The sequence below is a fragment of the Paenibacillus litoralis genome (genome assembly GCF_046244365.1).
Taxonomy (GTDB): Bacteria; Bacillota; Bacilli; order Paenibacillales; family NBRC-103111; genus Paenibacillus_V.
In genome coordinates this window covers 2,209,267-2,235,747 of sequence record NZ_CP176395.1, presented here as the reverse complement: position 1 = coordinate 2,235,747, position 26,481 = coordinate 2,209,267, and the positions used below count along the sequence as shown (strand labels likewise).

The following is a 26,481-nucleotide window of genomic DNA, read 5'->3' as shown; positions in this document are numbered from 1 at the left end:
GGTTATTTCCCCCCGGATAATTTCTTCTGCAGAATACGGCTTGGAATCGCGATTAAGAGGTTGAAAATAAGGACGACCAGCACGAGCAGCGCTGCGCTGCCTTGCGCGATTTGCTTGGCGTCGGGTGCCAGCGAAGCGGAGCCGACATACCACAGATGAACGGCCAACGTCCCTCCCATTGACATCACGTCGAAGTCAGGGAATATGCGCGATGCGGACGTGCCCGCCGTGAAGATAAGCACGGCCGTTTCCCCTAGCGCACGGCCGGCCACCAGCGTAATGCCCGTGATCAAGCCCGGCATTGCAGCCGGCAAAAGCACGCTCCGTATCGCCTGCCAGCGGGTCGAACCGAGAGCGAGCGACGCTTCCCAGTACGATGCCGGAACGGCGCGGATCGCCTCCTCCGTTACCCGTACGAGCACCGGCAGGTTAAGCAGCGCCAAGGTTGCCGCACCGCCGAGAATCGAGAACTTCAAGCCGAGCAGCTTGACGAATAAGAGCGCCCCGAACAAACCGAATACGATGGACGGAACCGAGGACAAAGCTTCGACGGAAATGCGGACCAGATCCGTAAATTTCGTTTTGCGGGCGTAAATGGCTAAGTATATGCCTGCGCCGATCCCGATCGGCAGCGAGAAAAGCAGCGATAAGAACAGGATATAGAAGGAGTTGAACAACTGCGGCCCTACGCCGCCTCCCGCCTCGATTTCGGACGGCTTTCCGGTGAGAAAGCTCCACGATAAATGACCGAGTCCGCTGCCGAGAATTTTTACGAGAAACCAGGCCAAAATAAGAATGATGGTAATGCCTGCGGCCCAGAAGTAGACGGTCGCCGCTTTATCGGTCCATTTGCTTGTTCTCATTTCAGTTCACTCCTTCTGGCCACTACGCGGATGATCAAGATTAACAGCAGCGATACGACCAGCAGGACGAGCGCCATCATGTATAAAGCGTTGTTCCAAGTCGTGCCGTAGGCGATGTGTCCCATGTCCTTCACGATTGCGGTTGTCAGAACCGTTGTGGAATCGAGCAGGGAGCCCGGCATTTTCGGGGAGTTCCCGATTACCATGAACACCGCCATCGTTTCGCCGATCGCGCGTCCCATGCCGAGTACGACGCCGGTCAATATACCGGGGCGCGCCGCGGGAATTAGCACCCGCCAGATCGTTTGCCACCGCGTGGCGCCAAGCGCCAGCGAAGCCTCTTCAAGCCGGCCCGGCAGCGAGCGGAGCGCATCCTCGGAGATGGACATGATCGTCGGCAATATCATGACCGCCAAAATGATCGCCGCAGGTAAAATCCCGTAGCCTACGCCTCCGAAAATTTTACCGAGCGCCGGAACGATGACCGTCAAGCCGATAAGTCCGTATACGACCGACGGAATACCGACGAACAGATCGGCGGCCGGGCGTAAAATTTCACGCATCCATCTCGGCGCGATTTTGGCCATAAACACGGCTCCGGACAGCGCGAGCGGGACGGACAGCAAGACCGACAACAGCGTCAGCAGCAGCGTGCTGTACAGAAACGGAAACGTACCGAAGCTCGGCGCGCTTTCCGATGAAGGCGTCCAGTCCGTCGAGAAGAAAAATTCCATGATCGATACGTCTGCGAACGTTTTGGACCCTTGCAGGCCGACGAACGCGATTATCGAAAAAATGACGATGGCGACAAGCCCCGCGCTCCCGATAAACAGCAGCTTCATGGCGCCGTCTTTGCGGTTTTGCGCTTTCGTCCATTTGGTTACGCGTTTTTCCATTTTCTCATTCCTTGCTATCAATTCGGCCATCGATGACACCGTGACCCCTCCCTATCGAATCTGACAATAACGATTTGTAAATGCCGTTTGACTTATCTCTATCATAGGACCTATTTGTTAGAAGAATTGCGACCGATTGTAAAGGGAATGTAAAATTACTCTTCGAATTTTCGCTAGGGATCGGCAAGAGCATTCCTAACCGGTCCGTACCGGGATGTTGTACTTTATGCAGCATATTTCTCTTTCCCGTTGCAGGAACAGAGAAATGTTGCAGATTTTGCAGCACTTTGCAAATTTCCGGTCCGAAATCGCGCATTTTGAACGAAAATGTTGCAAAATGTGCAGCACTAGACTGGTTTCTCTTCTTCATGCGCCTGAAATGCTGCAAAAAATACAACATAAGACCTATTTAGAGAGTCAAACAAACAACGCAAAAAGAGCGGATACCAGCGTTCCGCTCTACTTTTACGAAACTATTATTTTTTCAGCAGGTTGGCAGGAAGGAATTTCAGCTTCTCTACTTGGCCTTCTTGGAATTCTTTGCTCAGGATGAAGTCCAGGAACGCTTTGGTAGCGGCATCCGGTTGACCTTTGGTGTACATACGCTCTACGCCGTAAAGCGGGTATTTGCCGTCTTTGATCGCATCTTTGGAGTAAGCGACGTTGTCGATTTTGAGCGCTTTAACCGCGTCCGTGATGTACGGCGTATCGACATAACCGATCGAACCGCCTGTCGTGCCTACGGCTTCCGCAACGGTTTTGCTGGAATCCTGCGTTACGCCTTCTTTGGAGAACGCCGTGCCGCCCATGATGATTTGTCCAACGAGCTTACGGGAGCCGGAGCTGTCTTGACGGTGAATCAGCTGAATTTTTTTGTCGGCGCCGCCAACTTCTTTCCAGTTCGTAATTTTGCCGCTGTAGATGTCGGCTGCTTGCTGCTTCGTCAGGTTATCCACGTTAACGTCTTTGTTGACGATCAGTGCGAATGGCGCGATCGCGACTACGAACTCGGTAAGCTTATCTTTATATTGAGCGTCGGCTTCTACGTCGGAGTTCCCGATGCTGGATACGCCGTCGGCAACGTTTTTCACGCCCGTACCGGAACCTCCGCCTGTTACTTGTACCGTCACTTTAGGGTTTTTGTTCATAAATTCGGTTGCTGCTTGCTGTACGAGCGGCTGAAGCGCAGTGGAACCGGAAGCCGTTACCGTACCTGTAATTTCGGGCGACTTGGAAGGCGCCGTCGAAGCCGATGCGCTAGGTGCTGTCGAAGCGGAAGCGGATGGCGAAGCGGCGTTATCTTTCTTCTCTTCTTTGTTGCCGCAGCCGGCTGCTACCCCAGCGATTAGAATCGATGCCAGTGCGAGACTCATTGCTTTTTTCGACATGTGCTTGAACATTGTAAAATGTCCTCCCTTTAATGTGTTTGTATGATTTCGTTTCGTCCACGTTTGTAATCGTAACAAGCAATTGTAAAGAACAAACCCGAAAAACGTAAAGGGAATGTTAAAAATAGAAACAAGTAAATAAGCCGTTCCGTTCAGCCTTAGGGACTAGAAAAATTTACATGTTATTAACAAAATGACTCTATTCCGTTAATAGTTCATCCCTATACTTGTCAGCATATAGAAAGTTTTGTCGAATTTCCGCTTATCCTTTCATCTAATAGAAGCGGCGGACTTCTGCAAACGATACTGAGGAGGAACCTTATATGGGGAAACGGAACGTATCCATGAAAATCAAGCTGATCGCAAGCTTTGCGGGCATGCTGGCCGTCTTTCTCGCGGTCGCCTATTTTAATCTGACGCAGGTGCGAGACATCAAATCCCAACATGGCGTGCAGAACGAGAAAGTATCCTACGAATTAATGGCCTTGGAATTGAAGGTGCTCGTACAAGATTTGAAGGATATCTCCTCCGGACTGATGATCTCCCGCAAGCTCGAGTTCGTCGATAAATATAACGTCAAACGGAAAGAATACAACGAGCTGCTGCAGAAAATCGGGAGCACGGCTGCAACGCCGGATCAAATCCAGCTGAGGAGCCAGCTGATCGTCGCCACATCGGAGTATATGGAAGTGTTCGACCGCGCCGTGCGCGTCATTCAGGATACGTCCTACAGCGAGACGGACATCCTTAAAAATACGGAATCCCTCTATAACCAGGCACAGCAGCAGAGAGACCTTATTTTCAACCTGGTGGACAAGTTCTACCGGATCTATATGGACGATGCGAATGCCGCGACTCAAGCCTCCAACGAAAAAATGGATGACACCGTCTCCGTCATGATCGGCGCAGCCGCCATGATCCTGCTCGTCGGAAGCGGAATCGCCTTCCTGCTCATCCGTTCGTTCGTAAGGCCGATCGGCAGGCTGCAGCGGGCGGTTGCGCTCATTTCCGAAGGCGACCTCCGTCATAAAATCAATGCCGAATCCAACGACGAGCTCGGACAACTTAGCCACAGCTTCGATAAAATGATCGATCAAGTGCGGCATATGCTCGGTTCGACGCAGCAAATCGCCTCGTCGTTGTCCGGTCATTCGCAATCGTTCCGGCACATGTCGGTGACGACCGCGTCGGCGAACGCCGATATATTGAAGGCGATCGAGGAAATTTCGGCGGGAGCCGATCAGCAAGCGCAGCGGACGGAGCAAAGCGCACACATTATCGGCGAACTGGATCAAGAGGTTCGCGCGGTTTGGGAAGCGGCTCGTCATATGCAGCAGATGAGCGCAGAGGCGGAATTGAAAACGGAGCTTGGCGAAGCTTCGGTGCAGGAGCTAAGCAGAACGTCAAGGCAGACGGAAGCGATCATCGATCAGGCCGTCGATGCGATGCATACGCTGTCGGCAGGCTCGAAGCAAATCGGCAGCATCGTTAAGGCCATCACTGAAATATCGACGCAAACGCATATTTTGGCGCTGAATGCCGCGATAGAAGCGGCCCGTGCGGGCGTCCACGGCAGAGGGTTTTCGGTCGTCGCGGAGGAAGTTCGCACGCTCGCAGCGCAAACGAACGAATCGTCGAAGAGCATCGGGGAGCTTATCGTGACACTGCAAAAACAAATTGCTGAGCTGGAAACCCGCATGCAGGAAACGCGGAGCGGACTGTCCAAGCAGAACGCCAAAGTGGGCGCGACCCTAACCTCCTTCTCTGCGATACGGTCATCGATGCAGGACATTGGCGGACAGATCGACCGGATCGGCGGCATGATCGGGAACGCGCAGGAGCAGAACAAGCGGCTCATGGACTCCGTCCATTTCGTCGCAGCCGTCGCGGAAGAAACGGCAGCAAGCGTTGAAGAGGTCAATTCGACCTCGTATCAGCAGGATGCCGCGATTCGTCTCATCGCCGGACAAGCCGACGATATGAACCGGCTCTCGCAGTTGCTGTTCGAAGAAATCAACAAGTTCCGTATCGAACCGCAGCAGCCGAACGGAAATGCGCCGGCGTCGGATCAGTATGATCCCGAAGCTTCTTCTACGGAATCGGGGCTTCCGACCGAAGGCAAGACCAAGCTAGAAGACGGAGCCCCCGCCCCCGCTCCGGTTCAGCCTGCAAACTCTCGCTCCGAAACGGGCGGCGGCATGACGGAGGAGCGGTCCGAACAGCCTGAAAATAGGGACGCAGCGGCTAAAGAGACCCCTCCGGAATCCTCCGCTACAAGCGATTCTGAACGCGAAAGCGAGAGGAAAAAGGCTGAAAACGAGAAAAAGCTCGTCACGGTATGACGAGCCGCAAGACTGTCATCGACTTTACGCATCCGCATGTACGGGATCATTCCGCCGTTACGGCAATCGCCAAGGTATTGGCCAAATACGAGCAGGCGAACAAGAACGCCGTCATGAAGAAAGCCGTCTGCTGATCGAAAAAGTAGGACTCGCAGCGGCAAGCGCGCATTAACTTACCCATGCCAAAAACCGTCAAGGAACCGTAGCGCTTCCCTTGGCGGTTTTTTGTGTGCCTTTTACCCTAAACACCTTCAATGCCGAGGATGATCTAGATAGAGCCATGACGTCTTCTTTTCAACTTTTCCGCTGTCTAGTAGAGCCACTGCACTTGAAAGTTTCGTAATTTGCATCATATCGTTCTATAATAGTAGGTGTTTATAAAGTCGACTTGTTAGTTGTCCATACAATCCCTATATTTCACCAAGGAGCTTAGCGATGCGTTCTTTACCCGCTTTAAACGACGAGCAATGGCTGAAGCTGCTTGAGCAAGTAGCCGAAACGTTTAATGAGGTTACCCTTAGCCGGGGCTTTAATTATTTTAAACAGCAGTTTGTGACGTCCCTCAGCATTTCGGAGGATCAAGCCATTCGGGGGAAGGTAACCGGCTCGGAAAACTATACCGTTACTCTTCGATTAGACAAGTTCAGATCCAGCTCCTGTACTTGCCCGGTAGGAACCTACTGCAAGCATCTGGCGGCGGTTATTATGGAGCTCGCCGACCGGCTTGGGTATCCGGCTTCGCAAATTGTGAATGCCAAGCACCACCTCAAGCGAAACGCTGCGATTTCCCCTCCGAAGTCGGTGCTGGACGAATTGCCCGGCATGGACGTTTTCAAATGGCACGCCTTCATGGAGCAAGCTACGGCCCACGTGAAACCGGCTTTTGATCAGAAAATGTATACGGATGCATTACGATACCCGCTGCAAAATATCCGGAAGGGATCCATCCCCTTTTCGGCGATTGACGAGGTATTTTTCGAGCTGCATCAAGAACTGTTTATTTTGAGAAAAATTAAAGGGCAGAGCGCTCAAGGCGGGGTTACGTATTACACGTCCTTTGCGCTTTATCGGATGTACGATGACATTCATGCCTGGCTGCGGCAAAAAGCGGGCCTCTTCAAGTTCCCTTCATCGGAAGCGCGTCTGAAACAAACGCTGGAATATAGCAGACGGCAGATGGCAGAAGAAACCGGCAATAAATTTCTGGATTTCGGCCTGTATACGGCTCTGTGGAAGTATTGGATTGCTCCCCATCCCGAAGCCGGCCTTTGGGCAGCGCAGGAGATTGAAGAGTTGGAGAGGCTGACAACCGATTCTTTGTCCGCATCGCTCTCGGCGGCGAAGGCCTTCTTGTATCTTCATCAATCCAGAAGCAGCGAGGCATGGGCGGCGTTGGAAAAAGGCGGAATGTTGCAAAATGCGCCGGGGAGCCTGATTCTCTCTCTCCTCGGACGTATTTCCGATTCTCAGGATTGGGAAACGTTAACGGATTGGCTGATAAGGACAGCCGCTTTCTTCAATGGAAAGAAGAAGAATGAACTCGAAGCCTATATGCGTTTTTGGAACGATGCCGTCTCCCATATACCCGATGCCGAGAAGCCGATGTGGAGCGTTCTGGAAGGGCTGCTGCCCCATTCCTCTGTGATCATTGAGGATATGCTGTACGAACGGCGCAAATGGAAGCCTTGGCTGGAAATGCAAATTCTTCAAGAGCTTGACCCCCTCTACCACCGTGTCGGCGTACTGCAACCGATCGAGAAGGAAGCGCCGGAGCTCCTTCTGCCTTACTACCATCAAGCAATCCAGCATTATGTCGCCCTTAAAAACCGGCATGCTTACAAATCCGCAGTCAAGCTGCTCAAAAGACTCGAAAAGGTGTACAAAAAAATGAAGCAAAGCGAGCGGTGGGATCGTTTCTTCATAGACTTTGCCGACCGGCATAGCCGCCTGCGGGCGCTGCACGAGGAATTAAAGAAAGGGAAGCTGTTGGAATGAGCACAAAAATGAACGACATGACCCTGTATGCCATTCTGACCGACAGCGGGGATGCCCTGCTTTGGGGGTTGCAGGACGGCAAGGATGTCCCCGGCGATAAATTCCGCAAACTCTTGTTCGCTTGGCACGAGCCGTCCTGCTACGGTACGACGCTGGAGCTGCAGCAAGCCGGGGAGCTAACGGTGACGGTTCTCCCTGCGGAAATGGTTCTCCCCTTCTTCGCCGAACCGAATTTCATGGACATCCTTCGGTGGGAAGGCGGGAATGAAGTCGCTAATGGATTGCTTGAGGCAGCGCCGCTCCTGCTCCGCGAAGCCTCGGCAGGCCGCTACTCGCCGAGCTACGCTTCCTTCCGGAACGGGAAGAAGCTGGAGTGGACGTGGGAGGCCGGAGCCGAAGGACTGGAAGCGCTGGACTGGGATACTTTGAAAAGGGCGGACGTCTTAGGCGAGGATATGTCCGGGTTGCGCTCGGCCTTCTCGGCCTCCGTTTCCGCGGAGCACTATGCGGACGAAGCCGCCATGTCCGATCTTCGGCGGGATTATCCGGCGCTGTTTCAGGAGTCCCGGACGGCAAACGCCCCGGCTCATGCGTTTACGGAGGAAGAGTGGCTCGCCGCGCTCGGCTGGAAGCCGGACACAGCCCCCTTCCGCCCTGCTTTGCAATTGCTGGAGCCTGACGACGAGCAATATGATTGGCGCCTTTGTTTGGTGCTGCAGGATAAAAAAGAAGGCGCCGCACTCACGCCTATTCGCCTTGCAGCAGACGGACAGGCGTCCGGGGTATGGCCGAGCGACTGGAGCCCTTATATCCGGGAGCGCTCTCCCGGATGGGCAGCTCGGCTGACGGCGGCACTTCCGGACGAGCATAACGGCGGCATGCTCTTCGCCGAGCCGCTAAGCGACGAAGCCGCTTGGCGGTTCCTGACCGCGGACAGCCGCCGATTGCTGAGCGACGGCTGGAGCGTCATGCTGCCCGGCTGGTGGGAGGCCGCCTCGAAGCGGAAGCCTCGTCTGCGCGCGCAGGTTACCTCGGAAGCTGGCGGCAGAGGGCCGTCGTTATTCGGGCTAAACGCCATAGTCGACTTCGACTGGCGGCTTGCCATCGGCGATGCGGATCTGAACGAAGCCGAATTCGCAGAGCTGCTAAGCCGCAAGGAACGGCTTATCCGCTTCCGCGGCGAATGGGTCTACTTGGATCCCGCTCTCCTGGAGCAGATTCGAAAGCTCATGGAAAGTGTGAACAAGGAAGAAGGCTTGTCCTTGCAGGATGTTCTTCAACTGCATCTGCTGAAAGAATTGGAGCAAGAGAAGCCGTCCCAGACCGGCGGTCGCGCAGCCAACGACGAAGCGGAAGACGAAGAACGGATCAAGCTGGAGGTTGAGCTGAACGCCCACCTCTTGTCGCTGCTCCGTCAGCTGGGACAGCCGTCCGAACTGAAAGAGCTTGCCGTGCCTGAAGGACTTCAGGCTACCCTGCGCGGCTATCAGCGAGAAGGCTTCACATGGCTGAGCTTTCTAAGAAAATTCGGGCTTGGCGCCTGTTTGGCCGATGACATGGGGCTCGGCAAGACCGTTCAATTCATCGCTTATTTACTGCAGCACAAGGAGGAGACCTCCTCTCCCGCCCTGCTTGTCTGTCCGACATCCGTGCTCGGCAACTGGCAGAAGGAGCTTGCCCGTTTTGCTCCCGGCTTGAAGGTTAGGCTTCATTACGGGAAGGGACGGTTAAGCGGCGAGGCGCTTTATGCGGCTTTGCAGGATACGGACGTTGTCATCACCTCTTATACGACTGCGCTGTTGGATCAAGAGACTTTGCAGGAAATCCGGTGGAATTCGCTCTGTCTGGACGAAGCTCAGAACATTAAGAATGCGCAGAACAAGCAATCCGCAGCGGTCCGTTCCTTCAAAGCGTCGCATCGCATCGCCCTGACGGGGACGCCGATTGAGAATCGATTGTCGGAGCTATGGTCCATCTACGATTTCCTCAATCCCGGCTACCTGGGGAACCAGCGCGGGTTTCAGCTTCGCTTTGCCAATCCTATCGAGAAGCATCAGGATGAGGAACGAACGGCGCAGCTGCAGAAGCTCGTCAAACCATTCATGCTGCGCCGCAAGAAGAAGGATCCTGCCATCCAGCTGGATTTGCCGGACAAGCAAGAAATGAAAGTGTATATCAACCTTACGGCCGAGCAAGGAGCGCTCTACGAGCAGGCCGTCAAGGAGCTTCTGGAGAAGATGAAAAACCTCGAGGGCATTGAGCGAAAGGGAGCCATCCTTTCCGCCTTAACCCGGCTTAAGCAGCTATGCGATCACCCCGTGCTGTTGACGAAGGAATCCGCTCTTTCGGAAGACATGCTGCTGTCCGATGAGCACCGGGAAGCATTCGTCACGCGTTCCGCGAAACTGGAGCGGATCGTCGCCATGGTGGACGAGCTCCGGGACGAGGGAGATTCCTGCCTGATTTTCACCCAGTACGTAGGCATGGGCCGCATGCTGGCCGACATCCTGGGAGCGCATCGGAGCGAACCCGTGCTGTACCTGAACGGCAGCACGCCCAAGGCGGAACGCGACAGGATGATCGACATGTTCCAGGGGGCGGAGGGAGCCGGCATCTTCGTTCTCTCGCTGAAAGCCGGCGGGGTCGGCCTCAATCTGACGGCGGCGAACCATGTATTCCATTTCGACCGCTGGTGGAATCCGGCCGTTGAGAATCAAGCCACCGACCGCGCCTACCGGATGGGGCAGAAACGCAACGTGCAGGTGCATAAGTTCATTTCTCTCGGCACCTTGGAGGAGAAGATCGACGAGATGCTGGAGAGCAAAATGAGCTTGAGCGAGAACGTCATCTCCACCTCCGAAAGCTGGATCACGGAGCTCTCGAACGATGATCTGCGCGACCTGTTTACGCTTCGCCAGGCTTGGTGATGCTCCGGTAATAGGAGGCATCAGAGCCTCGGACGTTGACTACTTGCCTCAAGTAGGCGGTCTCGGCTGATTCCCGCTGAATAAGAGTCCCCAGCGTCGTCTATTCCGGGGTTTCCGGCGGAATTTCGGAAATTAGAAGCCTCCGGAGGCTCTTATCTTCCGCCGGTGACCTCTTTCAGCCGGTTTCGATCGGAATAAGAGTCTCCAGCGTCATCTAATTCGGAGATTTCGGCGAAATTCCGGAAATTAGAAGCCTTCAGGGACTCTTATCTTCCGCCGTATTGGCTGACATGATAGTCGGTAACTACGGAATACACCTTAACCGTCACTGATCAAACTGCCCTTTACTTCAATAACCAAAAAAGTGACCCACAGCAACGGACTGTGGGCCTTAATTTTATATATTTTAAAGGGGGTCGTTTTTTATTATAGGCTTGATTCATTAAAGCCATATGTACTTTAGATTTCTTTCTTATTACATTTACACAACTAACGTTCTCCTTTGAGTAATTTCCCTCACTCATTTTGTTCTTCTAAGAATATACTTAATTACTACCACCAACCACAATGACATAACCATCTAAATCTTTAATTGCTAACTCCTTCCACTTGTTACTCCCCATATCTTCAACTTGTGGAACATAAGCAATAACGGCTCCTTAGCTACAACTTCCTCATACAATGACTGGACTCCATCAAATTCTGAATACGCGTGACAAAGCCCATTTCTTATGCTTTACAGGATTGTTTAGATAAGCTACTCTTGCTTCTATGCTCGGTTATTTTTGCAAGGGAACATGAAACACGTAAGGTTCAAGCGCTTCTCCATGGAAATAGGTCCCCCATTCATCCTGTCTTTCCATTACACTGCGCTGTGGGATTATAACGAGTGCCTCCGGCGTTTCCTTCGGCGTGCTTAAATGTTCGCTCGTAAACCGGTATTTCCTCCGATCGCCTTCAACCGCTTCACCTTCGCCGCCAACAAAGCCCGTCCCCATAATATAGCCCTTATCATCCTTCACTTGAATACTGCTGATGGCAAACGGATCGGTAAACGAGTAATTCTCGGGCACGGTCATTTCGTAGTCGATCTTCGCACTAAGCGGTGTCATCACAACTCGTGCTACGTTAATAGTAATCCCGTTTACCTCGTGAGAGATCCCCGGTACAAAAGTTCGGGTCGCCTGATCCGAAAGTTCACGGGATACCTGCAGCTCGAGGAACCAATTTCCTTGGATGTCTCCAATCCGATTTACCTTAATCGTTAACTGAAATTGCTCAGGCAGCAGGCCACCGAGCCCCTCCTCATATCCATAGTTACTTTGATAATAAATAATACCCCCGTACCGGCCATCCTGTAGATCATGAAATTCGCCTCCGGAGTGAAAGGCCAGTTTTTTCCCATCAATAAACAATTGAACGTCGTTCGTGTTCAACATTGATCTCGAAGCCGCATCTTCCGCAAACGACTGCACCATTTCGAAAATAAGTTCGCCTTGGTCCACATATAAATTTTCCACACTGAGTTTGATACCTTGCTGTAGCGACTCTTGACCCACAGGGGTGCTTAAGCCCTTTTCCACGACCTGCTGAAATCCTTCTGATCGTAACAGGTTGACTACATAAGCCAACACTTTGGATGATGAAGGGAGCATCAAGGTACTCATACAAATGAACAGAAACATGCAGCTCACGACAATCCGTTTTCGGTAACGCCTCCCTGCAGGTGCTAGGGTTCTCGGCTCTGTCTCCAACACGAGCCTGTGTCGGTTCAATCTGTTGGTACTATGTTTCAAGAGCTCATCAAGCTGATTACTCATTACTATCCTCCCCTTCCAGCATGACCCTCAGCTGTTCCCTTGCCCTGCGGAGACGCGATTTAACCGCTTCATGGCTTATTTTCAGCACAACGGAAATGTCCTGCAAAGTCATATCCTGATAGTAGTGAAGCACAATCATCTCGCGGTATTTAACAGGCAGCCGCATCACCTTGTCCAGAACTCCGGTGTCATCCAGTTTGGAATACTCATCCTTTGTTGCTGCAGATACTGATTTCATCCGATCGTGCTCCCAAAACACCATTTTTCGCCAAAAGGCAGACCTGAGCATGCTTTTGCAGCGGTTGACTGTACATACTTTGAGCCATTTGCGCAGAGAAGCCTGATCCTTATCGGGATCGACTTTATTATAGGCCGTCATAAAAATTTCCTGAACACAATCTTGCGCCAGCTGGTAATCATTTAAATAAGACATAGCCAGATGAAGCAGCTCGCTTTGATACTCCGATATTAAATGCTCGATTAAGGCTTCTCCTCCGCGCTCTGCGGATTTTATTTTTGCATCTATGGCCAGTTTGGAATGGAACATACGACTTCCCCTCACCTCCCTATCTAATACGCTTTAAGCACGGCAAAAAGGGTCATTGGGGAACAAAAATATTCGAAGTCCGTAGATACGGCAGAGTATTACAAAACACAAAGCCGGCAGGACAATGCCCCGCCGGCTTTTATTGATAATGCCTGTTATTCGAAGTAAACCGCTTTGCCCGTACGCGAGGATTCGTATACGGCTTCGAGAATTTCCGAAACGACAAGCGCTTGCTCCGGCGTAACGACCGGCTCGGTGTCGTTCAGGACCGCTTCGATCCATAAACGCGCTTCGATGTCCGCATCGCTCTCGGATTTGCCTTCGTAGAAAGCTACGCCGCCGGATTTCAGATCGACGCTGTGCGTGTACAGGCGGCTGTGCTCTTCGCCGTTGATACGCAGGCCGTCGTTCATGTCCGCGCCGCCTTCCGTACCGCTAAGCGAAACCTTCGCTTCTTTCACGTCCAGCGTGTTCAGCGCCCAGCTGGATTCGAGGATGATCGTTGCACCGTTCTTCATCGTGATCATCGCAAAAGCGGAATCTTCCACGGTGAATTTCTTAGGATCCCAAGGGCCCCAAGCGTTCGCCGCGTTTTCTTTTTGCGACAGCTTGTGGTAGGACGTGCCGAGCACGACCTTCGGCTCGTAGTTGTCCATCATCCAAAGCGCCATATCGAGCGCATGGGTGCCGATATCGATAAGCGGGCCTCCGCCTTGTTTCTCTTCGTCAAGGAACACGCCCCATGTCGGTACCGCGCGGCGGCGGATCGCATGCGCTTTGGCGAAGTAAATGTCGCCAAGCGTGCCGTCTTGGATCACCTTTTTCAAGTGCAGGCTGTCCGGACGGTAGCGGTTGTTATAGCCGATGGTCAGCTTTTTGCCTGTACGTTTGGCCGTTTCTACCATGCGGCGGGCGTCGGCTGCCGTTTTGGCGATCGGCTTCTCGCACATGACGTGCTTACCGGCTTCCAGCGCGGCAATGGCGATTTCGGCGTGCGAGTCGTTCGGCGTGCAGACGTGAACGACTTCGATAGAAGCATCCTTGAGCACTTCACGGTAATCTTCGTATGTTTTGGCTTCCGCAGTGCCGAATTTGGCAGCAGCCTTCTCTGCGCGCTCCGTCACAATATCGCAAAACGCGACGAGTTCTACCGTATCAAGCTTCGCTAGGCTTGGCAAATGCTTGCCGTTGGCAATACCTCCGCAGCCGATAATAGCCACTTTGACTTTCTTGGACATGGAAACGGTTCCTCCTTTAACGTAAAAAACCTTTGAATGTATGTCTCGGTATACTACAATGATAGTATAGATACAAGCCCGTCAAAAAGATATGACGGATATGGTTATCCTTATATGCGATTTTGTCATTCGGGAGATGCAAAAAGGTGCAGTTTTATAAAGAAGACATCCGCTTTGAGAATCCGTTTCTCAGCATGAAAATATTTGCCGCCCGTCGTGATGTCGATGCGATATCCCCTTGGCATCATCACAAGGAAGTAGAAATTCTCGTCGTATCCGAAGGCGTGCTGCACGTATTCGTGGAGGACGAGCAATACATGCTCCGCGAGGGAGAGCTCGTGATAATCGGTGCCAACCAGCTTCACCGCGACCGTTCCTATGTCACCGAAGGCACGATGAGATACTACGTGCTCCAGTTCGATATTCACGACTACTTCGAACAAAGCACGATGCCTTATTACCGGTTTCTTTCCGAAACCGATTATCCGTGGAGCAAGCTTAATTATATTTTCGAACAAAACCGTTTGGCGCAGGAAACGATAGTCGACAGCGTAAAGCAAATTTTCCAAGAAGCCCAAACCAAGCAGGAAGGGTACGAAATCGCCGTCAGCCTGCTGATCAAGAAAATCGCGCTCACCCTGCTTCGCAGCGATAAGCAGCATTTCCCCCACCACAGGGAAAATAACGATTTACTGCGCCTTCGTCCCGTTCTCGATTACATCGAGCAGAACGTATGCGGCAAAATTCAAGTCGATGAAGCGAGCCGCATCGCCAATATGAGCTACTATTACTTCGTCAAATATTTCAAAAAAGTGCTTGGTATGTCGTTCCTCGAATACGTCAATTACAAAAAAATCAAACGCGCCGAACGCATTCTGCTCACGAATGAAATCAACGTCGCCCAGGTCGGCGAAGAGGTCGGCATGCCGAACATGGCGCACTTCTACAAAATGTTCCGCAAGTACAACGACTGCTCTCCGCACGACTACCGCAAAAAAATGGCGGAATGGACGCAGTAATCCCTGCGCTTATGCTACTTGAATGCTTCGACTGGCGATGAAACGGCTAGGAACAACGGAGACCTCTTATCCATGCGTGCGACGGCCGTCTGATGCACGATGTTATCAAACAAATCCCCCGTTTGGTTTCGCGAAAAAACCAAACGGGGGATTTGTGCGTCGTAGTAGAATGCGCCTCACTATGAGGGGAAAACAGCAGGCAACGCTGCAAGGTTAAGCTCCTGGTTGTGCCGGACCGAGAATAAGCTAAGATATTAGAAACCATAAGCAAGCCGCGGCTGCGCTGCCGGCAATCGAGCACAGCGCGTTCACCGCGTCGTTGCCCATCCAGCGCAGGCCGCGGCTGTGCGCTGCCGGCTGGCCGCAGTGAACCGACCGCTCGACTTCTTTGCCGCAGACGGCGCAGCGGTTCATGCGCTGCCAGACGGCGCCGATCGCGGAATCGGCGAGCGAGCCGATCATACCGCCGGCGAACGCCGCGAGCAGCAGCGGCAGCGCGCCGGCGGCTTGCACGCCGGCGTCCGCCGCGAGGCGGCCGTCCGCAGGCGTCGCCATCAGCAGCGCGTACGCCGCCGCGCCGATAAACAGGCCGCCACAAGCCGAAGCGGCTAGGCCCAGAAGCGTTATCCCGCCCGACGTTCCGGGCGGGACGGGAGCCCCGGTGAAGATCGACCGGGGCTTGCTGCGGCTGAGGCCGCCGATTTCGGTAGCCCAAGTGTCTGCGTTGACGGCGGCAAGCGCGCCTACGAAAGCGGCCAGCCACAGCGGATCCGGCCACAGCCGGTCGGCTGCGCACAGCAGCAGCGCCAGCCCGCCGTTTGCGGCAACCTGTCCCGCATCCCGGCGGCCTCCCTTCTCATAGCCGCTTTCCGCTTCGCCGCGCGCGGCTTTTTTCCATTTGGACAGCAGCGAAGAGGAGAGGAAGAACGCGATCAGCGTACCGAACCAAGCCGGGCTTCCCCCCCCGTACAGTAATGCTCCTGTGACGACCGCCGCCGCCGCGCCGGATATCGAAAGCGAACGTTTGGCATATGCCGCTCCCGCAATCGCCAGACTGCCGGCTAACCCGATCGCCCATTGCATCCCGTCCATATTATCATCTCCCGCCCTCCGCTTTTCTTCTTTGTTACTCTACTTCATGCCACTTGTTCACTTGTCCTCCATAAACCTCGTCATGTTTTTTTCTTTCATTACTCTTCATAAAGCCGATCGGCTTTCAATCGCTTTTACGCACTCCCTGCTGCTATCTTATCCGTTTTCCCCCTACATTTTCAAATGGAGATGATCTATCCCGCTCCGCCGTCTCATACACTTCCATTAGAGGTGATCGGATGAACTACGGAACCAAAATCCGCAAGCTCCGGACAAACGAGCAGCAGCTGCCGGGAAGCGATCGTTTGCCGATATCGTTCGCTGATTGGGAGGCTCAGGCTCGTATAAAGCTGACCGTACAGGCATTCGATTACGCGGAGAGCGGAGCGGGCAGCGAAGCCACGATGCGGGCCAACCGAGATGCCTTCGAGCATTGGCGGATTGTTCAAAGGATTCTCGTGGATGTCGCCGATCGTAACCTGTCGCTTCCGCTGCTGAATCAAACTTATCCTTTTCCGGTCGGCGTAGCCCCGATCGGAAGGCAATCGTTATTTCATACCGAAGGCGAAGTGGCAACCGCCAGGGCTGCAGCCTCCATGGGAGTCCTCTATATTCACAGCATGGTCGCCTCCCGCTCGTTGGAGGATATTGCAGGGACCGGCGCGCCGAGATGGATGCAGCTTTATTTGGGACATGACCTGGAAGTCGTTGCAAGCATTATTCGCAGAGCCGAGAACGCCGGCTTCACAGGGATCGTGCTCACTTTCGACCGGCCCGAGATCGGCTGGCGGGAGAAAGATTTATTCAACGCCGTACAGCCTTTCACCTCCTCGGAAGGGGTAGGCAATCTCGTGACCGATCCCGTCGTCCTGCGCAAGTACAATCTTCCGCTGTCATCCGAATCGGTGCAGCGGATTACCGTTAACCCGGGTACGACTTGGGAAGGGGTGGCTTTCGTGCGTTCCGTCACCGATCTTCCCATGATCATCAAGGGAATTTCGCATCCCGCGGATGCCGCCAAAGCGATCGAAGCCGGCGCCGACGCAATCGTCGTCTCGAACCACGGCGGACGTCACCTTGACGGAGCGGCCGCTACGTTAGACATGCTGCCGCTCGTTGCGGCCGCCGTGAAGGGCGCCGTCCCCGTCTTATTCGACAGCGGCCTCCGGCACGGAGCCGATATGTTTAAGGCGCTTTCACTTGGCGCCGATTTCTTGCTCCTCGGACGCCCGTATGTATACGGACTGTCCCTTGCCGGCGAGAAGGGAGTGCGGCACGTACTGGAAAATATGATAGCAGATTTTGACTTGACGATGGGCATCGCCGGCCATCGGGATGTGCAATCGCTCAGCCGGGACGATCTGCTCTTTATCCCTTCCCCATAGAAAAGACGAGGTCTCTTCGACCCGGCATACCGGATCTCGAGCCCTCGTCTTCTCCTTAACGGTATCCCTTCTTTAACCGAACCGGCCTTCCCCCATTTACGAGCGGCTCTGCTTCTGATACGTCCCCTTGACGAATTGATACATCCAGTCATATAGCTCCCGAACTCTTGCATTGTCGCTGCGAGAGCTCTGCAGCAGTGCCGTATTTCCCTGGTAGTAAGCCTTGAAAGCGCCGGTCATGTAGCCGAAATCGACGCCGCCGTTCAAATAATCGATGTATCTAGCACGGAAGGCCTCGTCCGTATTCATCCGCTCATCCGTTTCCATCTCGACGCCCAGCCCATGGTGCCGCGCCAAATAGGCCGTGTCTTCGATCCGGATCGGATCCGTTCCATCGAAGAAATGATTCGGCTGAAGCGCCGCGGCATCAAAGCCCAGCTCGCTTGCAGCGAAATTCATATTGGCGGCAAAGAAGGGTATCCAGAAAAACTTTTGGCCTTCGCGGTGTACCCTATCGCGCGTCTCCTGGATCAACTTAGGCTCGCTCCGGTCGCCGTGAGAGATGCCCTCGGACAGCCAGTACATGCCATCGAGCTCCAGCCGGTCATAATTGCCTGCGGACCATCGCTTCTTCACTTCGTTCATATACCAGCGAATCGCCTTTTGGCGGTTGGCATATGCCGTTTCTTCGCCTACCTGGGCGGCGACGAAGTTTTCCGATACGCCGTCCCCGTCTACATCTCCGAAATCGGCAACCGTATCGGCGGCCAGCGGGATCATCAGCACCACCTTCACTTTATGGCGGTTATCGCCAAGCTTCGCCCCTGCTTCCTTCACCGCTTCGTTCAGCTGCCGCATATCCCCCGACTCCGCGAACGTCTTGTCCAGGTACCATTGCCAGTCGCTGAACAAAGAATTGATGCCGAAGTCCCGCGCATTATCGCTCGTTCTAAGGCCTAGGTAAAGTACGCCGTCATAAAACCAATCCTTCGGAGAGCCGTTCTTGTCCGTATAGCTGATGTACGGAATGATGTCCTCTTTCTTCCAATTGCCTGCTCCGCTCTCGTAAAAGCCGTTGTACAGCAGGACAAGATCACGTATTCCCGCTGTAGACTCACCTGGCTGCAAATAGGCAGGCATTTCCGGTTTCAGCTTTTTGGCATGCTTCGCCTTGCCGTCCGCTCCCCAAATCTCCACCTCGTCCATGAAAACCCAGATTTGCGTGGTAACCGCAATTTTCACATAGCGCGCGTAAGCCATCGTCGCATGCTGGTCTCCGTGCGGGACGCCGTCCGTTTCCCCGTTCCACGAATAGTCGTATCCGGCGGCCGTACTCGGCGTCCAAAGCGGCATAGGCGAGTTCATATGCTTTACCGGAGCCCAGTTCGTACCGTCCTCGGATACATAGAAAGAAGCAATGTTCGGCGTATAGATGCCTGCCGCATGATCGTATAGAAAATGCGCATTGATGCGGCCGATTGATTTGCTTTCGCCGAGGTCGAACGTAATTTCCCGCGTCTTTCCGCGGAGGAACGCCATCCAATTCGCATCCCAGAACGCGGAGGGATCCGCATATTTGCCGTCCGTCAGCTTAGTGCCGCTATCCGGATAATTCTCGGAGGGAGGATCGGAATACCGGTAAGACAGACCGCTTGCCAAATTTCTCATTTGAGCAGGTTCCTCCTTTGCGGCAAGCGCCGGCTGAAACGAGGACAGTATCGTTAACGCGGCAATAGCCGGTAAGAACTGCCGTTTCCATTTCTTCATCATTGCGTCTCCCTTCATAGCGTGCGATTCTTGGGGATTTCCGTTCAAACGCCGCTAGTGGCCCCATGCCGCTTGCCCCCATTATAGACGCCAGAGTGTGGTAAACGCTTTCAATATTGTTCATCGAAGTTGATCTATCATCCGAAAATGATACGAAATCAGCGAGTCGAAGATGCTGCTCCAACGGATGCCGAAAGATCATCATAAGCTCTTGAGCTTCCTCACATGACTTAAGATAAATGTCCGCAAGCCTTACTTCCAAGCAAAAAAAAAGCAGCCCGCGGGCTGCTCCTTATCTTTTGACCGTATTTGTAACAAGCTTGTAGCCGACGCCGCGAATCGAATCGATCTGAACCGACTGCTGGTTCATCTCCAGCTTCTTGCGCAAAGAGCTGACGTGCACGTCGACAGTCCGCTGCCCGCCGATGTAATCAAAGCCCCATACGATGTTCATCAAATCGTCCCGGGTGACGACGACGCCCGGACGCTGCACCAGATACAGCAGAACCTCGAATTCCTTCGGCCGCAGCGGGATCGATTCTCCGCCCAGCATGACCTCATACTTCTCCGGATAGATGCGCAAATCGCCGACCATAATCACCTTGTCGCCGTTCCCGCTCGTATCGGCGTTAAATTCTTCGGGCTGCGTTCTGCGAAGCACCGCGGATACCCGCGCCAACAGCTCGGCTACGCCAAACGGCTTCGTGATGTAATCGTCCGCTCCATAGCGAAGCCCCTGCACGACTTCCTCCTCGGCGTTGCGCGCCGTCAAAATAATGACAGGCGTCTTGACGCCCTTCTGCCGCAGCTTGGAAAGCACTTCGAATCCGTTCATCCCGGGTAGCATAATGTCCAATATAATAAGATCATATACGACCTGAAGCGCGGCCTGCAGCCCTTCGCCGCCGTGATCGATGACCTTGATTTCATAGCCTTCCTGCGCCAAATTATACGATAATAGGCGGGCAAGCGTCGGTTCGTCTTCGATAACAAGAATGTTTTGCGCCATGGGTAACCCCCAACGTTTGATCATCTTACAGTGACAAGCCTAACATAATCGGGCTTTGCCGTCTAGTGGATGACCGGCAGCTCGATCATGAACCGCGAGCCTAGGCCCACTTCGCTTTCCACCGCGATCGATCCCTTATGGAGCTCCACGAGATGCTTGACGATGGAAAGCCCGAGGCCCGTTCCGCCTGAGCTGCGCGACCTTGCCTTATCGACGCGGTAGAACCGTTCGAAAATGCGCGGCAGATCCTTCTTCGGAATGCCCATTCCCGTATCCGAGATGACGATGCGAACCCGCTCGTAGTCTCCGTCCGGCTGAGGCGCCACCGGCTCGACCATCACCTTCACCTTCCCGCCCTCCGGCGTGTACGAAATGCCGTTGGACAGCAGATTGATGACGATTTGCCGCAGCCTGTCCTCGTCCGCTTCAATATAAATGTCTTCCGCTACCTGCATGCTCAGCTCGATATGCTTTTTGTCGGCCTCCGCCTTCAGCATATGGAGCTGTTTCTCGACGAAGCTCTTCATTTCAACCGGAGAGAAGTTCATCGGAATCCGTTTGGATTCGATTTTGGACAGCTCCAGAATGTCGCCGATCAGCCGGTTGAGCCGCTCGCTCTCGTCGAAAATGATCTGCAGGAACGACTTTGCCGTCTCCTTGTCGTTCAGCGCCCCGGCGAGCAGCGTCTCCGCAAACCCTTTGACGGCCGCGATCGGCGTCTTCAGCTCATGCGAAACGTTAGCGACGAATTCACTGCGCATTCTCTCCAGACGGCGCATCGCCGTGATGTCGTGCAGCACGATCAGCACTCCCGCCCATTCCCCGTCCACATGGGACATCGGACTCAGATTCACTTCAAGAATACGTTCCTCCGGATAATAAAAAATGATCTCGTCGCGTACATGCTCATGCGAGTCGATGCACTCGCCGATCATTTGCGTAAATTCGAACTGCTGCTTCGCTTGATCGTAAGGCTTCCCGAGCAGCTCCTCGGAGGAAAACCCGAGAAACTCCTCTGCCGACCGGTTGAGCAGGACGATTCGCTCCTCGCTGTCGATCATGACGACGCCGCTCAACATATTTTCCAGCACGCTTTTCAACCGGCCCTCGTCTTCCAATATCCGATTCACTTGCAGCTGCAGACTGTCCGCCATCGTGTTGATCGCTTGGCCCAGCTGACCGATCTCGTCGCGATTGCGAATCGTCACGCGCGACTTGTAGTTCATATTCGATATTTGATGCGCGACCCGCGTAATTTTCTCCAGCGGCCTGGTCAAATTATGCGCGATTCGGTAACTGATGATCCCCGCAATGACGAATAGCACGAGCAAGCCGCCGAGCAGCAGCATCCACAGCTGCCTGACCTTCTCTTCAACGCCGGCAAGGCCCATGGCCAGCCGAATGTAAGCGAGCTGGTTGTCGCCCGGCGCTTCTACGCGGATCGCGACATACAGCATGTTCTGATTGAGCGTATCGCTATGGCGGATAAACGAGCCGACCCCTTTGTCTTTGGCCAATAGAATCTCTTGACGGTTCAGATGGTTATCCATCGCCTGCGGCTCATGGTCCGAATCCCCGAGCACCTTGCCGTCCTTGCGGACAAACGTTACGCGGGCGCCGGCGGATTCCTTCAAATACCTCGCCTGACCGCTGAAATATTGCGTCAGTTCATTATCGCTGCCGCTTTTCGACCAATCGATCGCCGCCATGATGATGCGAATTTCGCGTTCCATATTATCCTTCAGGGCGGAAATATACGTGTTCTCGAGCAGCTTGGCCGTAATCAGGCCGGCGCCCAATACGGACAAGCCGATCAATAAAATAAAGATGAAAGAAACGCGCGTCCGGAATTTTCTCATAGGCCCTCCAGTAGATGCAATCGTAAGCCGCTTGGCTTCCGGCATTCCCGTAAGGGCTGCCGTCAGCGGAATCGGTCGAAAAGAAACGGCACGCTCCGTGCCGCTCCCCTACATCGTACCTGTACGTTATGCAAAAATCCAGCGCAATACGTAAACGGAATGTAAACGTTGTGTAAAACTTGCGAGACGAGCATCCGCCGCAGGAAAGCTTTATCTTCGCGCTGTTTGCTGTACGCCCGTCTTGCGCCCGATACCGAGCCGCGCGACCAGCTTATGCATAACCGTTGCCATCGGCTGTTGAATCAGCGTCGAAATCACGACGGGAACGGCTGCTTTCGGTTCAAAATAGCCGAGTCCAAGCACGATGCCGAGCGAAATGTTGCGCATCCCGGCTGCATACAGCAGCGTCACGGTCAGCTCCGGCTTGCGGAATAGCCACGCCCCCGCAAAGCCAAGCACATAGCAAACGACCACCAGGAAGACCACTAGAGGAATCATCAGCGGCAGATCCGCTTTCAAATCCTTCATATACGGCTCGATTGCCGCCGCATTGATCGCCACTACCGCATACATCGCGAGCTTCGATGCAGGGCCTGCGACCGGAGCGGACCAGCTTTTGGCCCGGGATCGGCTGAAATGATTCACGAGCACGCCGAGTATGGTCGGAATGACGACGATAATAAGCAAATCGCCCATCACCTTGGTGTGGTCGAAGGAGATGTCCGCACCGAAAAATAAGGCGATCTCCGCCGGCACGACGAACGGGCTTAACGCTGAGTCCAGCACGACGAGCGTAAGCGCCAGAGGAATGTTGCCTTCCGCCATGCCGACCCACAGGATCGAGGAAACGCCGAGCGGAATAATCGCAAACAGGACGAAGCCGATCACATAAGGGGAATCGGGACCGTATACAGCGGCACCAAGCCCGTATGCAGCCAAAGGAGCGGCAATATGCACGAGCAGAAGTGTGACAAGCATGACCAGCGGCATACGCATCGCCTGCTTTACCTGCTGCGGGCTGCAGCCCATCGCCATGACGAACGTCATGAATGCGAACAGATAGGGCGCCCATTCCGTATAGCCGCGAAGCGGCGCGGGCAAAAGAAAGCCCACTATCAGCGATAGTGGAACGAAAACGAACATATACGATTCAAAAAAACCGTTCAGGCGCAGTCCGGCCTGCGCCCTTCTCGTAGGGGTAAGCATAAGTGCGTTATTTAAAAACCGTTTCTTTAAATGTTTCGAGCTTTTCCATCGAGTTTTTGTCCACTTCGGCGTGCAGGCTGTTGCCGTGCGAATCCATGGTCACGATGGCTGCAAAGCCTTCGCACTGCAAATGCCACATCGCTTCCGGAATGCCGAATTCCATGTAGTCGACGCCTTCCACTTTTTTGAGGCATTGCGCGTAATATTGCGCCGCTCCGCCGATTGCGTTCAAGTAAACGGCGCCGTGATCCTTAAGCGCAGCCAGCGTCTTCGCTCCCATGCCGCCTTTGCCGATAACCGCACGAATGCCGAATTTCTTGATGATATCGCCTTGGTACGGCTCCTCGCGGATGCTCGTCGTCGGTCCGGCGGCTTTCACTTCCCAGTCGTCTTCCCCATGCTTCACCATAACCGGTCCGCAGTGGTAAATGACCGAGCCGTTCAGGTCGACCGGCGTATCGTGGTCCATCAAATATTTGTGCAGGGCGTCGCGGCCCGTATGAATCAAACCGTTGATGACGACGACGTCGCCTACACGAAGCTCTCGGATCTGCTCTTCCGTAATCGGCGTATTGAGCACAACCTCGCGGCGTTCCGCAGCCGGTGCCGCAGCGGCTTGAGCCGTTTCTTCCTGCTTCATCGAAATATCGGTTCCCCGGTCATAAGCCCAGCCTGTAATTTCACCCGTTTCGGCATTCAGCACGACGCCTTGACGGCGGAATGCCCAGCAGTTATAAGCAACCGAGACGAAAAAGCTGGCCGGCAAACGATTCATGACGCCGACTTTGCAGCCGAGCAGCGTCACTTGTCCGCCGAAGCCCATCGTGCCAATGCCGAGCTTGTTGGCATTGTCCATTACGTACTCTTCCAGTTTGCGCAGCTCCGGATTCGGGTTGACGTCGTCCGCCTCGCGGAACAGCTGCTGCTTCGCGAGATCGTAGCCGCTCGTCCGGTCGCCGCCGATGCCGACGCCGATAAAGCCGGCGCTGCAGCCTTGTCCTTGCGCTTGGTAGACCGCGTGCATGACGCATTTGCGGATGCCGTCGAGATCGCGACCCGCTTTGCCGAGACCCGGAAGCTCTGCCGGCAGGCTGTATTGAATGTTTTTGTTCTCGCAGCCGCCGCCCTTAAGAATCAGCTTCACTTCGATATCGTCGCGTTCCCATTGCTCGAAGTGGATAACCGGCGTGCCGGGTCCGAGGTTGTCCCCGCTGTTGGCTCCCGTCAGCGAGTCGACGGAATTCTCGCGCAGCTTGCCGTCTTTCGTCGCTTGGCTGACTGCCGCCAATATTTGTTTTTTCATGATCAATTGGTTCGCTCCGACCGGAGTGTGTATAATGAACGTAGGCATTCCCGTATCTTGGCAGATCGGCGAAACGTTGGTTTCCGCCATTTCAATGTTATTGGCGATCGTAGACAGCGACAATGCCGCTCGCGTGCCTTGGTCCTCCAGAAGACGCGCTTCGTTGATCGCCTTGCGAACGTCTGCCGGCAGGTTCGTCGATGTTTCCACAATCAGCTTGTAAACACTTTCTTGGAATTGCTGCATGATGTAGATGCCCCTTTCAATTGTCATGGCTCAAATAAAAACTTATAATAACAAACATAGTTCAACACGGCGCCCTCAAACGAACGGGGACATCCTACTCACAATCCCGGCCGCAGGCGGATACCGGCGATCATCAGCAAAAAACAACGGCGCAAGCTTGTTGGCCGATTCTATCCTTCATTATAGTGCTACCTGCCGAAAAAGTACAGTTTCCCGATAGAGTCCGGCCCTGCCGCTAAGGCGCGTTTTTGCTTGATTTACTCTCTTTTATTCGTCTTTATATCATCAATTATTCGTAATTTTGGAAGGAAGCAGGATCGGAATGATACGTAACGGAATCAAAAGCTTGCTCATTTGCGCAGCCGTTCTGACGACGGTTATGACCTCGCTAAGCATGTTCAAGCCCAAACAAATGTACCGCGACCAGGTTGCCGTAATCATGTACCACCATGTGCATGACGAAGCGCAGAGCTCCGGCACCATCACGACCAAACTATTTCGCGACCAACTGGCTTATTTGAAAAGCCAAGGCTATAACTTCATTACGCTGAACGACCTCAAGCAGTTTATGAAGGGCTCTGCCGTCCCCGAGAACGCCGTGCTCGTCACTTTTGACGACGGGTACGAAAGCTTTTACACGAATGCCTTCCCCGTTCTGAAGGAGATGGACATTCCGGCGGTCAACTTCGTCATCACGAAAGATTTGGAGGATCCGAAAGCCAGTTACATACCGTCCATGTCCCGCGACGAAATCAAGGCGATGACGGCTCAGATGAGCACGATCGACCTGCAATGCCATACGTACGGCCTGCACGAGAAAATCGGAGGCGTTGCGGCCCTTACCGGACGGATCAAGAACAGCCAGGGCGTGACGGAAAGCGAGGAGCAATACAAGCAGCGCATATTCGACGACACGAAAATGTGCTTGAACAGCCTGAAAGGCCTGTATCCGGCGCCGATCGACTCGCTCGCCTACCCTTTCGGCATTTACAACAAAACCGCAGCATCCATCGTTCATGATGCCGGCGTGCAATATGCGTTCACGATTTTGCCCAGAATGACGACTCGCAGCACGGACCCGCTCAAAATTCCGCGCATCAATGCGGGCAGCCCGTACATTACGCCGGAGGGGCTGCATAACATGATTATGCGCCGTGTGACTTCGGTGAGCCACCCCCGCGACAGCGTCGTGCTGAGGGACACCGTGGAGCAGATCGGCGGCGAGCTGACGGTCGACAAGGACGACGGAAGCACGGTCATTCATTACAACGGCGAGCAGTGGAAGGTGCGGCCCGGTTCAAAGTCAGCGTTCAAAGGCGGCGTCGAAATCCCTCTGGCCAAACCGCTGAAGGTTATCGGCAACCGGACATTCATCGGTCTCGACGATCTGCAGATGCTGATCGGCAAGCCGATCGCGTTTAATTCGGACTCCCAGACCTATACGACGACGCTGCCCGACGAGAGCGCCAGTGACGCCGAGTCCCCGAGCAGCCAGGCGGCATCCGGCAAGTCCGGCGCCAAATAACGAAACGAATAGGATAAAGCCCCTCGTCGCAAGCGCCGATTCCGGCAACGTGGG

At 54.0% G+C, this 26,481-nt stretch carries 19 protein-coding genes; 7 read left to right on the top strand and 12 right to left on the bottom strand.

Annotated features, from left to right (window positions below; all coding sequences use genetic code 11):
• Positions 1 to 2 precede the first annotated feature (2 nt).
• From pstA to ACKGJP_RS09065, 3 genes are all read right to left on the bottom strand, one after another.
• On the bottom strand, positions 3 to 863 hold the full coding sequence (pstA, locus tag ACKGJP_RS09075; protein WP_409345339.1) for a phosphate ABC transporter permease PstA: 861 nt from the start codon (positions 861 to 863) through the stop codon (positions 3 to 5).
• Entirely contained in the window at positions 860 to 1,789 is a 930-nt protein-coding gene (pstC, locus tag ACKGJP_RS09070) for a phosphate ABC transporter permease subunit PstC (protein WP_409347108.1), read from the bottom strand. The genes pstA and pstC overlap by 4 nt, the downstream gene beginning before the upstream one ends.
• A 446-nt stretch (positions 1,790 to 2,235) precedes the next feature.
• Entirely contained in the window at positions 2,236 to 3,159 is a 924-nt protein-coding gene (locus ACKGJP_RS09065) for a phosphate ABC transporter substrate-binding protein (RefSeq protein WP_409345338.1), read from the bottom strand.
• 311 nt (positions 3,160 to 3,470) lie between these two features.
• On the opposite strand from ACKGJP_RS09065, the gene ACKGJP_RS09060 reads away from it, so the two are divergent.
• The 4 genes from ACKGJP_RS09060 (at position 3,471) to ACKGJP_RS09045 (ending at position 10,411) form a co-directional block, all read left to right on the top strand.
• Positions 3,471 to 5,489, top strand: a complete 2,019-nt coding sequence (locus ACKGJP_RS09060; protein ID WP_409345337.1) for a methyl-accepting chemotaxis protein — start codon at positions 3,471 to 3,473, stop codon at positions 5,487 to 5,489.
• A complete protein-coding gene (locus ACKGJP_RS09055) occupies positions 5,486 to 5,623 on the top strand; it encodes a hypothetical protein (protein WP_409345336.1) in 138 nt (45 codons plus the stop codon). Before ACKGJP_RS09060 ends, ACKGJP_RS09055 begins: the two co-directional genes overlap by 4 nt.
• 301 nt (positions 5,624 to 5,924) lie before the next feature.
• Positions 5,925 to 7,484, top strand: coding sequence for an SWIM zinc finger domain-containing protein (locus ACKGJP_RS09050; protein ID WP_409345335.1), 1,560 nt, complete (start codon positions 5,925 to 5,927; stop codon positions 7,482 to 7,484).
• Positions 7,481 to 10,411 carry a DEAD/DEAH box helicase gene (locus ACKGJP_RS09045; RefSeq protein ID WP_409345334.1) on the top strand — a complete coding sequence of 977 codons (2,931 nt, stop codon included), beginning with the start codon at positions 7,481 to 7,483 and terminating at the stop codon, positions 10,409 to 10,411. The genes ACKGJP_RS09050 and ACKGJP_RS09045 overlap by 4 nt, the downstream gene beginning before the upstream one ends.
• Before the next feature lie 779 nt (positions 10,412 to 11,190).
• Here the strand turns inward: ACKGJP_RS09045 and ACKGJP_RS09040 are convergent.
• The 3 genes from ACKGJP_RS09040 to ACKGJP_RS09030 all read right to left on the bottom strand — a co-directional run bounded on the left by ACKGJP_RS09040 (position 11,191) and on the right by ACKGJP_RS09030 (position 14,016).
• Positions 11,191 to 12,231 (bottom strand): DUF5643 domain-containing protein, encoded by a 1,041-nt coding sequence (locus ACKGJP_RS09040; protein ID WP_409345333.1) that lies wholly within the window; start codon positions 12,229 to 12,231, stop codon positions 11,191 to 11,193.
• A complete protein-coding gene (locus ACKGJP_RS09035; protein WP_409345332.1) occupies positions 12,224 to 12,778 on the bottom strand; it encodes a sigma-70 family RNA polymerase sigma factor in 555 nt (184 codons plus the stop codon). Before ACKGJP_RS09035 ends, ACKGJP_RS09040 begins: the two co-directional genes overlap by 8 nt.
• 155 nt (positions 12,779 to 12,933) lie before the next feature.
• A complete protein-coding gene (locus tag ACKGJP_RS09030) occupies positions 12,934 to 14,016 on the bottom strand; it encodes a Gfo/Idh/MocA family protein (RefSeq protein ID WP_409345331.1) in 1,083 nt (360 codons plus the stop codon).
• A 146-nt stretch (positions 14,017 to 14,162) separates the two neighbouring features.
• Here ACKGJP_RS09030 and ACKGJP_RS09025 point away from each other — a divergent pair, with 146 nt between their 5' ends.
• Positions 14,163 to 15,035, top strand: a complete 873-nt coding sequence (locus tag ACKGJP_RS09025; RefSeq protein WP_409345330.1) for a helix-turn-helix domain-containing protein — start codon at positions 14,163 to 14,165, stop codon at positions 15,033 to 15,035.
• 246 nt (positions 15,036 to 15,281) lie between these two features.
• On the opposite strand, the gene ACKGJP_RS09020 is transcribed toward ACKGJP_RS09025, so the two are convergent.
• Positions 15,282 to 16,118 carry a DUF92 domain-containing protein gene (locus tag ACKGJP_RS09020; RefSeq protein WP_409347107.1) on the bottom strand — a complete coding sequence of 279 codons (837 nt, stop codon included), beginning with the start codon at positions 16,116 to 16,118 and terminating at the stop codon, positions 15,282 to 15,284.
• A 248-nt stretch (positions 16,119 to 16,366) separates the two neighbouring features.
• Here ACKGJP_RS09020 and ACKGJP_RS09015 point away from each other — a divergent pair, with 248 nt between their 5' ends.
• Positions 16,367 to 17,512 carry an alpha-hydroxy-acid oxidizing protein gene (locus ACKGJP_RS09015; RefSeq protein WP_409345329.1) on the top strand — a complete coding sequence of 382 codons (1,146 nt, stop codon included), beginning with the start codon at positions 16,367 to 16,369 and terminating at the stop codon, positions 17,510 to 17,512.
• Between the two features lie 96 nt (positions 17,513 to 17,608).
• On the opposite strand, the gene ACKGJP_RS09010 is transcribed toward ACKGJP_RS09015, so the two are convergent.
• The 5 genes from ACKGJP_RS09010 to ACKGJP_RS08990 form a co-directional block, all read right to left on the bottom strand.
• On the bottom strand, positions 17,609 to 19,282 hold the full coding sequence (locus ACKGJP_RS09010) for a DUF4855 domain-containing protein (protein ID WP_409345328.1): 1,674 nt from the start codon (positions 19,280 to 19,282) through the stop codon (positions 17,609 to 17,611).
• Between the two features lie 289 nt (positions 19,283 to 19,571).
• Complete coding sequence (locus ACKGJP_RS09005; RefSeq protein WP_409345327.1) at positions 19,572 to 20,288, bottom strand: response regulator transcription factor; 717 nt, start codon at positions 20,286 to 20,288, stop codon at positions 19,572 to 19,574.
• 62 nt (positions 20,289 to 20,350) lie between these two features.
• A complete protein-coding gene (gene pnpS / locus ACKGJP_RS09000) occupies positions 20,351 to 22,147 on the bottom strand; it encodes a two-component system histidine kinase PnpS (RefSeq protein ID WP_409345326.1) in 1,797 nt (598 codons plus the stop codon).
• Positions 22,148 to 22,357: 210 nt separating this feature from the next.
• Positions 22,358 to 23,248 carry a bile acid:sodium symporter family protein gene (locus tag ACKGJP_RS08995; RefSeq protein ID WP_409345325.1) on the bottom strand — a complete coding sequence of 297 codons (891 nt, stop codon included), beginning with the start codon at positions 23,246 to 23,248 and terminating at the stop codon, positions 22,358 to 22,360.
• 112 nt (positions 23,249 to 23,360) lie between these two features.
• Positions 23,361 to 24,902 (bottom strand): fumarate hydratase, encoded by a 1,542-nt coding sequence (locus ACKGJP_RS08990; protein WP_409345324.1) that lies wholly within the window; start codon positions 24,900 to 24,902, stop codon positions 23,361 to 23,363.
• 322 nt (positions 24,903 to 25,224) lie between these two features.
• Here ACKGJP_RS08990 and ACKGJP_RS08985 point away from each other — a divergent pair, with 322 nt between their 5' ends.
• Positions 25,225 to 26,427 (top strand): polysaccharide deacetylase family protein, encoded by a 1,203-nt coding sequence (locus ACKGJP_RS08985; RefSeq protein ID WP_409345323.1) that lies wholly within the window; start codon positions 25,225 to 25,227, stop codon positions 26,425 to 26,427.
• The last annotated feature ends 54 nt before the right edge of the window (positions 26,428 to 26,481 follow it).

What these genes read in the sequence shown, in the direction of transcription:
- pstA (WP_409345339.1), bottom strand. Translation starts at nt 863, where the DNA reads ATGAGAACAAGCAAATGGACCGATAAAGCGGCGACCGTCTACTTCTGG.
- pstC (WP_409347108.1), bottom strand. Translation starts at nt 1,789, where the DNA reads ATGGCCGAATTGATAGCAAGGAATGAGAAAATGGAAAAACGCGTAACC.
- ACKGJP_RS09065 (WP_409345338.1), bottom strand. Translation starts at nt 3,159, where the DNA reads ATGTTCAAGCACATGTCGAAAAAAGCAATGAGTCTCGCACTGGCATCG.
- ACKGJP_RS09060 (WP_409345337.1), top strand. Translation starts at nt 3,471, where the DNA reads ATGGGGAAACGGAACGTATCCATGAAAATCAAGCTGATCGCAAGCTTT.
- ACKGJP_RS09055 (WP_409345336.1), top strand. Translation starts at nt 5,486, where the DNA reads ATGACGAGCCGCAAGACTGTCATCGACTTTACGCATCCGCATGTACGG.
- ACKGJP_RS09050 (WP_409345335.1), top strand. Translation starts at nt 5,925, where the DNA reads ATGCGTTCTTTACCCGCTTTAAACGACGAGCAATGGCTGAAGCTGCTT.
- ACKGJP_RS09045 (WP_409345334.1), top strand. Translation starts at nt 7,481, where the DNA reads ATGAGCACAAAAATGAACGACATGACCCTGTATGCCATTCTGACCGAC.
- ACKGJP_RS09040 (WP_409345333.1), bottom strand. Translation starts at nt 12,231, where the DNA reads ATGAGTAATCAGCTTGATGAGCTCTTGAAACATAGTACCAACAGATTG.
- ACKGJP_RS09035 (WP_409345332.1), bottom strand. Translation starts at nt 12,778, where the DNA reads ATGTTCCATTCCAAACTGGCCATAGATGCAAAAATAAAATCCGCAGAG.
- ACKGJP_RS09030 (WP_409345331.1), bottom strand. Translation starts at nt 14,016, where the DNA reads ATGTCCAAGAAAGTCAAAGTGGCTATTATCGGCTGCGGAGGTATTGCC.
- ACKGJP_RS09020 (WP_409347107.1), bottom strand. Translation starts at nt 16,118, where the DNA reads ATGCAATGGGCGATCGGGTTAGCCGGCAGTCTGGCGATTGCGGGAGCG.
- ACKGJP_RS09015 (WP_409345329.1), top strand. Translation starts at nt 16,367, where the DNA reads ATGAACTACGGAACCAAAATCCGCAAGCTCCGGACAAACGAGCAGCAG.
- ACKGJP_RS09010 (WP_409345328.1), bottom strand. Translation starts at nt 19,282, where the DNA reads ATGATGAAGAAATGGAAACGGCAGTTCTTACCGGCTATTGCCGCGTTA.
- ACKGJP_RS09005 (WP_409345327.1), bottom strand. Translation starts at nt 20,288, where the DNA reads ATGGCGCAAAACATTCTTGTTATCGAAGACGAACCGACGCTTGCCCGC.
- pnpS (WP_409345326.1), bottom strand. Translation starts at nt 22,147, where the DNA reads ATGAGAAAATTCCGGACGCGCGTTTCTTTCATCTTTATTTTATTGATC.
- ACKGJP_RS08990 (WP_409345324.1), bottom strand. Translation starts at nt 24,902, where the DNA reads ATGCAGCAATTCCAAGAAAGTGTTTACAAGCTGATTGTGGAAACATCG.
- ACKGJP_RS08985 (WP_409345323.1), top strand. Translation starts at nt 25,225, where the DNA reads ATGATACGTAACGGAATCAAAAGCTTGCTCATTTGCGCAGCCGTTCTG.